At 39.8% G+C, this 6,777-nt stretch carries 8 protein-coding genes; 4 read left to right on the top strand and 4 right to left on the bottom strand.

The genetic code is table 11. The features are described from left to right. Positions 1-193 precede the first annotated feature (193 nt). Genes Q3C15_RS08435 through Q3C15_RS08420 form a run of 4 tightly spaced genes read left to right on the top strand, consistent with a single transcriptional unit; the run spans position 194 to position 3,380 of the window. Positions 194-1,210, top strand: coding sequence for a PTS sugar transporter subunit IIB (locus Q3C15_RS08435; RefSeq protein WP_283597075.1), 1,017 nt, complete (start codon positions 194-196; stop codon positions 1,208-1,210). A 15-nt stretch (positions 1,211-1,225) separates the two neighbouring features. Then, complete coding sequence (locus Q3C15_RS08430) at positions 1,226-2,029, top strand: PTS mannose/fructose/sorbose transporter subunit IIC (protein WP_064212848.1); 804 nt, start codon at positions 1,226-1,228, stop codon at positions 2,027-2,029. Between the two features lie 18 nt (positions 2,030-2,047). After that, on the top strand, positions 2,048-2,971 hold the full coding sequence (locus tag Q3C15_RS08425) for a PTS system mannose/fructose/sorbose family transporter subunit IID (RefSeq protein ID WP_283597076.1): 924 nt from the start codon (positions 2,048-2,050) through the stop codon (positions 2,969-2,971). Between the two features lie 28 nt (positions 2,972-2,999). Next, on the top strand, positions 3,000-3,380 hold the full coding sequence (locus Q3C15_RS08420) for a DUF956 family protein (RefSeq protein ID WP_064212851.1): 381 nt from the start codon (positions 3,000-3,002) through the stop codon (positions 3,378-3,380). A 33-nt stretch (positions 3,381-3,413) separates the two neighbouring features. Here the strand turns inward: Q3C15_RS08420 and Q3C15_RS08415 are convergent, their stop codons facing one another. From Q3C15_RS08415 to Q3C15_RS08400, 4 genes are read right to left on the bottom strand one after another with little or no spacing between them, the layout of a single operon-like run. Continuing rightward, positions 3,414-3,788 (bottom strand): DUF956 family protein, encoded by a 375-nt coding sequence (locus Q3C15_RS08415; RefSeq protein ID WP_064208591.1) that lies wholly within the window; start codon positions 3,786-3,788, stop codon positions 3,414-3,416. Positions 3,789-3,816: 28 nt separating this feature from the next. Then, entirely contained in the window at positions 3,817-4,743 is a 927-nt protein-coding gene (locus Q3C15_RS08410) for a PTS system mannose/fructose/sorbose family transporter subunit IID (RefSeq protein ID WP_302704950.1), read from the bottom strand. A 20-nt stretch (positions 4,744-4,763) separates the two neighbouring features. Next, positions 4,764-5,570, bottom strand: coding sequence for a PTS mannose/fructose/sorbose transporter subunit IIC (locus Q3C15_RS08405; RefSeq protein ID WP_064212846.1), 807 nt, complete (start codon positions 5,568-5,570; stop codon positions 4,764-4,766). A 15-nt stretch (positions 5,571-5,585) separates the two neighbouring features. Continuing rightward, entirely contained in the window at positions 5,586-6,581 is a 996-nt protein-coding gene (locus tag Q3C15_RS08400) for a PTS sugar transporter subunit IIB (RefSeq protein ID WP_064208588.1), read from the bottom strand. Positions 6,582-6,777: the final 196 nt, after the last annotated feature.

Raw genomic sequence — 6,777 nt, 5'->3', positions numbered from 1 at the left:
GATGATCAGCGATACTGTCGCTGTTAGTCAACGAGACATTCAGGTTTTTCAACTTCTTCATCAGCATGGAATTCAGCTTGAGATTCAACAGGTTTCAAGCGATTCAAAGAAAGATATTTGGAAGTTACTAAAGAACAAGAAGTTAGTGGATTAATTGCTTTTACAAACACTAAATTCAAAGGAGGAGGATATTATGGTAGGAATTATTCTTGCCAGCCACGGCGGATTCGCTGAAGGGATTTATCAATCTGGCGAAATGATCTTCGGCAAACAAGAAAATGTTAAGGCATGTATCTTAAAACCGAGTGAAGGCCCAGATGATATCCGCAAAAAGATGGAAGACGCCATTGCTTCATTTGATGATCCAGAACAAGTATTATTCCTGATTGACCTTTGGGGTGGCACTCCATTTAATCAGGCAAATAACTTATTCGACAAGCATCAAGATACATGGGCAATTGTTACCGGCTTGAACTTACCAATGCTGATTGAAGCATACGGCGCCCGGTTGCAAGACGGAATTACCGCACAACAAATTGCCAAACAAATTATGGAACCTGCTAAGAACGGTGTAAAAGTTCGGCCTGAAAGTATTCAACCTGAAACCGAAAAGCCACAACAAGTTCAAAGCAACAGTGCAAATACTGTTAGTTCAATTCCAGAGGGAACTGTTCTTGGCGATGGTCACATTAAATACTCATTGATTCGAATCGATTCACGGTTGCTTCACGGTCAGGTTGCCACTTCTTGGACAAAGACGGTTAAACCAGATCGAATCATCGTTGTTTCAGACTCTGTAGCGAAGGATAAGCTTAGAAAGAACATGATTATGCAGGCGGCTCCTCCTGGTGTCCACGCTAATGTTGTTCCAATTAAAAAGATGGTCGAAGTTTCAAAAGATCCAAGATTTGGTGATACTCACGCGCTGGTTCTTTTTGAAACACCTGAAGATATTTTGAAAGCTGTAAATGCAGGACTTGATTTGAAAGGTAAAACCATTAACGTTGGTTCAATGGCTCACAAGGTTGGAAAAGTAGCCGTTACAAAAGCAGTATCACTTGATCAAACAGACATTGATACTTATAAAGAATTGATTAAAGATGGTTTGAAATTTGACGTCAAAATGCTTCCTTCTTCATCTTCAGATGATATTTCTGAATTACTTGATAAAGCAAGTAAAGGATTAGCAGAAGGAAAGCAAAAAGCATAATAAGGAGGAAATACTATGTCGACAATGTCAATTATTTTAGTCCTCATTATTGCTTTCTTAGCGGGTGTGGACAGTGTTCTTGATATTTTTCAATTTTATCAACCAATTGTTGTATGTACATTGATTGGATTAGTATGCGGACAGTTAACTGCTGGCTTAGTTCTAGGTGGAACACTACAAATGATCGTCTTAGGCTGGGCAAATGTTGGAGCTGCGATGGCACCTGATACATCATTAGCCGGGGTTGCTTCTGCAATTATTTTAATGCTAGGTAACAAGGGTGTTAGCGGCGTAAATACAGCCGTTGCCATGGCGATTCCATTAGCTGTTGCCGGATTAATGCTTACGATGTTAGTTCGAACATTATCTGTCTCATTTGTTCACTTTATGGACGCGGCTGCTAAGAAAGCCAACTTCAGACAAGTTGAAATGTGGCACTATATCGCAATGGTTTGCCAAGGACTTCGGGTTGCAATTCCAGCTGGTCTTTTGTTATTCATCCCTGCTCACGATGTTCAAGCACTTTTGAACGCAATTCCATCATGGCTCAACGACGGAATGACAATCGGTGGTGGCTTAGTTGTTGCTGTTGGTTACGCAATGGTTATCAACATGATGGCTACAAAGGAAGTATGGCCATTCTTCATTATCGGTTTTGTAATTGCTGCAATTAATCAATTAACATTGCTTGCTTTAGGTCTTTTAGGAGTTGCCTTTACACTTATTTATCTCAATCTGGATAAGCATGGAAACAATAACGGAGGCGGCGGAAACAGCAATACCGGTGATCCGTTAGGCGATATTCTAGATGATTACTAAAATAAGGAGGAATTCGAAATGGCTGAAGAAGCAAAAGTTGTTTTATCAAAAAAAGATCGATTTAAAGCCTTTTTGCGTTCAACATTGATCCTTGGTTCATTTAACTATGAACGGATGCAAAACGGTGGTGTTTGCTATTCAATGATTCCTGCCATCAAAAAATTGTATAAATCAGAATCGGATCGGGCAGAAGCATTAAAGCGGCACCTTGAATTCTTTAACACTACACCTGAATTATTCTCACCAATTTTAGGGGTTGTTCTTTCATTGGAACAAGACAAAGCAAATGGTGCAGATGTTGATGATAGTGCAATTTCAGGGGTTAAAGTCGGAATGATGGGACCTTTAGCCGGGATTGGGGATCCAATCTTCCTGTTCACATTACGGCCAATTCTGGGATCATTATGTGGTGCAATGGCGATTTCAGGAAACGTGTTAGGTCCAATTCTGTTCTTCGTTTTATGGAACTTAATTCGTGGAATTTTTATGTGGAATTTACAGGAATTTGGCTATAAGGCCGGTTCAAAAATCACTGAAGATGTTTCGGGTTCACTTCTACACGATGTTACGCGCGGTGCCTCGATGATGGGGATGTTTGTCCTTGGTGGATTAATTGATCGATGGGTTAAGGTTGATTTTAAACCAATTGTATCAACTGCCAAAATGCAAAAAGGAACATACATTGACTGGAGCTCACTTCCTTCAGGTCATGCAGGTGTCCAAAAAGCACTTGAACTTTACAATAACGGTCAAGGTCTTGCATTATCATCAACTAAAGTTACAACAATGCAAAACATTTTTGACCAATTGATTCCTGGACTGGCAGGATTGTTAATTACGTTCCTTTGCATGTGGCTTTTGAAAAAGAACGTTTCACCAATTTGGATTATTATTGGATTATTTGCCGTCGGAATTGTCGGTCACTTAGTCGGATTACTTTAGAATCGAGAAGGGAAAATGATAAATGGAAATTGCACAATCACAAAATACAAAAGCAGAATTTGTTGATAAAGCAACTTCTTTCATTGGAATGGCGACTTACGGTCAGATTATGATTGGAGATAAAGCTTTTGAATTTTACAATTCTAAAAATCCCAAAGACTATATTCAAATTCCATGGAATGAAGTGGATTTGATAATCGCTTCTGTATATTTTAAGGGCAGATGGATTCCAAGGTTTGCAATTCAAACTAAACAAAATGGAATATTTCCGTTTGCAGCACGGCATCCAAAAGCTGTTTTGCGTGCTTGCCGGGAACATATCAATGCTGACCACATTGTGCGTTCGCTTACATTTTTCCAAGTGATTCGAAGAGGAATCCATAATCTTTTCCATCGAAAAAACAAATAAAAGAAGCTCTGGTTTGATCCAGAGCTTCTTTTGCTATTTATTCGCCTTAATTATTCGTTTAATGTTTCGCTTTAATACTTGGAAGAAAGTTAATGAACGAACAATGTTATTTGAATCAATATAATTTCGACAAGCACGTAATACCTTTTTTGGTTCTTTTGATGAAAAAATGTACATTTTTCCTTCTTTGGTTTGAATCGCAAAACGCGGAATATACTTCCCCTTGAAATATAATGAAGCAATAATTTTATTAACTTCATCCCACGGAATCTGCAAATAATGATTTACATTATCCCCATAAAACTCAAACGCTTTGTTCCCAACCATAATCTGACCATACGTTCCAGTTCCATGGTGATAAACCGCTTTTTCAACAATATCTGCTTTCGAATTTAATGATTCAACCATTCATCTTTCCTCTATTCCAAAGTAATTATTAAAGTAAACCAACGACGTGGCATAAAATACCAACGATGAAGATTCCGATAATGATCCAAATTGGTGAAACCTTCTTCTTAAGTAACCACATGCAAAGGAATGTTAAAAGTAATCCAGCTAATCCTGGAATTAATTGATCAAGAACATTTTGCATTGTTGTGATCTTAACGGATGATAAAGCTTGACCTTGACCATTGTTATAAAGTTCAAGTGCTTTTTGGATCCCTTCATGGCCTGAAGGAAGTGAGTGCCAGTCAATATAAGCACCTTTTTGTAATTGAACCTTTGAAACAATCGGTTTGAAATCAATCTTAACCCACCGTTGAATCAATGAACCAAGGACAAACATTCCAAGCATTGAAGCCCCACGAGTTACGTCTTGCATCATTGTTCCTGATAAGTCGTCGGTAATTGCAGAACCAGCTTTGTAGCCAAATTCTTGAGTGTACCATTGGAAGCCCCAACGAAACAGGTTCCAAACAACGAAGAACATAATCGGTCCTAAAATGTTCCCGCTCATCGCAAGTGAAGCACATAAAGCACCTAAGATCGGACGAACCGTGAACCAAAAGACTGGGTCACCAACACCAGCCAACGGGCCCATCATTCCGACCTTAACCCCGTTGATTGCTTCGTCATCAACATCGCCACCGTTAGCGCGTTCTTCTTCAAGGGCTAACGTAACCCCAATAATTGGTGAAGCCATAAATGGGGTCGTGTTAAAGAATTCCATGTGGCGCTTTAAAGCTGCTTGGCGATCTTCATCTGTCTTATATAATTTCTTGATTGCAGGAATCATTGAAAATGCATAACCGCCGTTTTGCATCCGTTCATAGTTCCATGATCCTTGTAAGAATTGTGAACGAGCTGCAACTTTGAAACGTGTTTTCTTATCAACTTTAATTCGATTTTCTTTTTCAGTCATTCTTTTCACGCTCCTTCATTTTAGTAGTCATCTAGAATATCGCCTAACGGATCGCCGGTATTGCTGTCGCCACCGCCGTTACCGCCATTGCCACCTTTTTTATCAAGGTTCAAGTACATCAATGTAATTGCAACAGCTAAAGCACCGATTGCTAACAATGTTAATTTTGTTAAAGCAGCGATTACAAAACCAACAATGAAGAATGGCCATGTTTCCTTAGTAGCCATCATGTTGATAACCATTGCGTAACCAACGGCAACAACCATGCCACCACCGATCGTCATTCCGGCTGATAACCATGAAGGAATTGCATTTAACATGTGTTGAACTGTGTGAGTTGGGATAATAAGTAATAATCCGCAAGGAATAGCAACACGTAAACCTTGTAAAATAATTGCAACTGTTTGCCACATGTTCATCTTCTTAAAGCTAACTTCTTCAGCAGCCTTATCCATTGCGTGGGTAATCCCAACACAGATTGTCCGCACGATCATGTTCATAACTAATCCGGCAACGGCAAATGGAACAGCCATGGCAACAGCGGTTCCAACACCTTTAACACCTAAGTTACCCATTGCTAAAACAATTGCTGACGCAGTTGAAGCAAAGGCAATATCTGGGGCAACGGCTGCACCGATGTTAGCCCATCCTAAAACGATCATTTGTAATGTCCCACCAAGAATAATTCCGGCAGTCAAGTTTCCTGTTACTAAACCAATCAATGTACAAGTAACAAGCGGTTGATAAAATTCAAATTCATCTAAAATACCATCCATCCCGGCAAAGAATGCAATGATAATTACTAAAATTGCTTGAACGATAGACATTTGTCTTCCTCCTTACTATTTCTTTTTCGCTAACTCTTCACGAGCCTTATTAACAAGATCCATCATGTTTTCTGGTGAATCATTTGGAACTTTCCGGACATCAAACTTGATTCCCATTTCATTTAACTTGTCATATGTTTCAACATCCTTTTCGTTTAATGAAAGAACCTTGTTTACGGCAACCTTACCTTCAGAGTGAGCCATTGAACCAATGTTCAGCGTTTTAATGTCAACGCCGCCTTCAATTGCTTTCAAGGCATCTTCTGGGTTTTCAAAGAGGACCAATGCCTTCGTTGCTCCAAACCGCGGATCTTTTGAAACTTCGATCATTTTCTTAATTGGAACAACGTTTGCCCGGACACCAGGAGGAGCAGCCTGAATAATCATGTTCTTCCGTAACTTGTCTTTCGAAACGTTGTCTGAAACAACAATGATCCGGTCTGGACGAACTGATTTTGTCCAAGCAGTAGCAACCTGACCGTGAAGTAACCGTGAGTCGATCCGAACTAAACCGTATTTGATGTGACCGTCGCCTAAAACCGTTCCTTCAGGGATTGCACCGGTTGGTTGCTTACTTTCAGCAGCTTTTGGTGCTTCCTTCTTTGGAACAAGTCCTTCAGGCAAGGTCTTGATTCCGTCCTTGGCAGAACCAACGATTTGTTTGGCGATTTCACGGGCCGTAATTCCATCTTGCAACCGGGCACCATATGCTTCGATCAACATTGGTAAGTTTAGTCCGGTAACAATTGCCCATGTATCTTTGTGTTCAGCAAACAAATTGCTTGCTTGGTTGAATGGAGTACCACTCCAAAGGTCAATTAAGAATAATACTTGTTCTGGATCATCAAATGAAGCAATGGCGTCTTCCATCTTTTTACGAATATCATCCGGACCTTCACTTGGTTTCAAGATACATGCCTTAACATTTTCTTGTTTACCGAAGATCATTTCGCCAGATTGATAAATTCCTTCAGCGAATCCGCCATGGCTAGCAAGGATAATTCCTACCATAATGTTTTCCTCCTTTGGTGTATTCTTAATTCGCAAAACCTACTCGGTAATCAAATGCTTATCAATCAAAATCTGCCAGAGATCTTTCGGACTATCGCTTGATACTTTCTGAATTTCAAGCTGAATTCCATGCTGATGAAGAAGTTGAAAAACCTGAATGTCTCGTTGACTAACAGCGACAGTATCGCTGATCATT

The organism is Ligilactobacillus sp. 110_WCHN, assembly GCF_030518115.1.
GTDB lineage: Bacteria > Bacillota > Bacilli > Lactobacillales > Lactobacillaceae > Ligilactobacillus > Ligilactobacillus aviarius_C.
Note: the sequence above shows the minus strand (reverse complement) of the source record. Positions and strands in the feature narration are given on the sequence as shown.

What these genes read in the sequence shown, in the direction of transcription:
- Q3C15_RS08435 (WP_283597075.1), top strand. Translation starts at nt 194, where the DNA reads ATGGTAGGAATTATTCTTGCCAGCCACGGCGGATTCGCTGAAGGGATT.
- Q3C15_RS08430 (WP_064212848.1), top strand. Translation starts at nt 1,226, where the DNA reads ATGTCGACAATGTCAATTATTTTAGTCCTCATTATTGCTTTCTTAGCG.
- Q3C15_RS08425 (WP_283597076.1), top strand. Translation starts at nt 2,048, where the DNA reads ATGGCTGAAGAAGCAAAAGTTGTTTTATCAAAAAAAGATCGATTTAAA.
- Q3C15_RS08415 (WP_064208591.1), bottom strand. Translation starts at nt 3,788, where the DNA reads ATGGTTGAATCATTAAATTCGAAAGCAGATATTGTTGAAAAAGCGGTT.
- Q3C15_RS08410 (WP_302704950.1), bottom strand. Translation starts at nt 4,743, where the DNA reads ATGACTGAAAAAGAAAATCGAATTAAAGTTGATAAGAAAACACGTTTC.
- Q3C15_RS08405 (WP_064212846.1), bottom strand. Translation starts at nt 5,570, where the DNA reads ATGTCTATCGTTCAAGCAATTTTAGTAATTATCATTGCATTCTTTGCC.
- Q3C15_RS08400 (WP_064208588.1), bottom strand. Translation starts at nt 6,581, where the DNA reads ATGGTAGGAATTATCCTTGCTAGCCATGGCGGATTCGCTGAAGGAATT.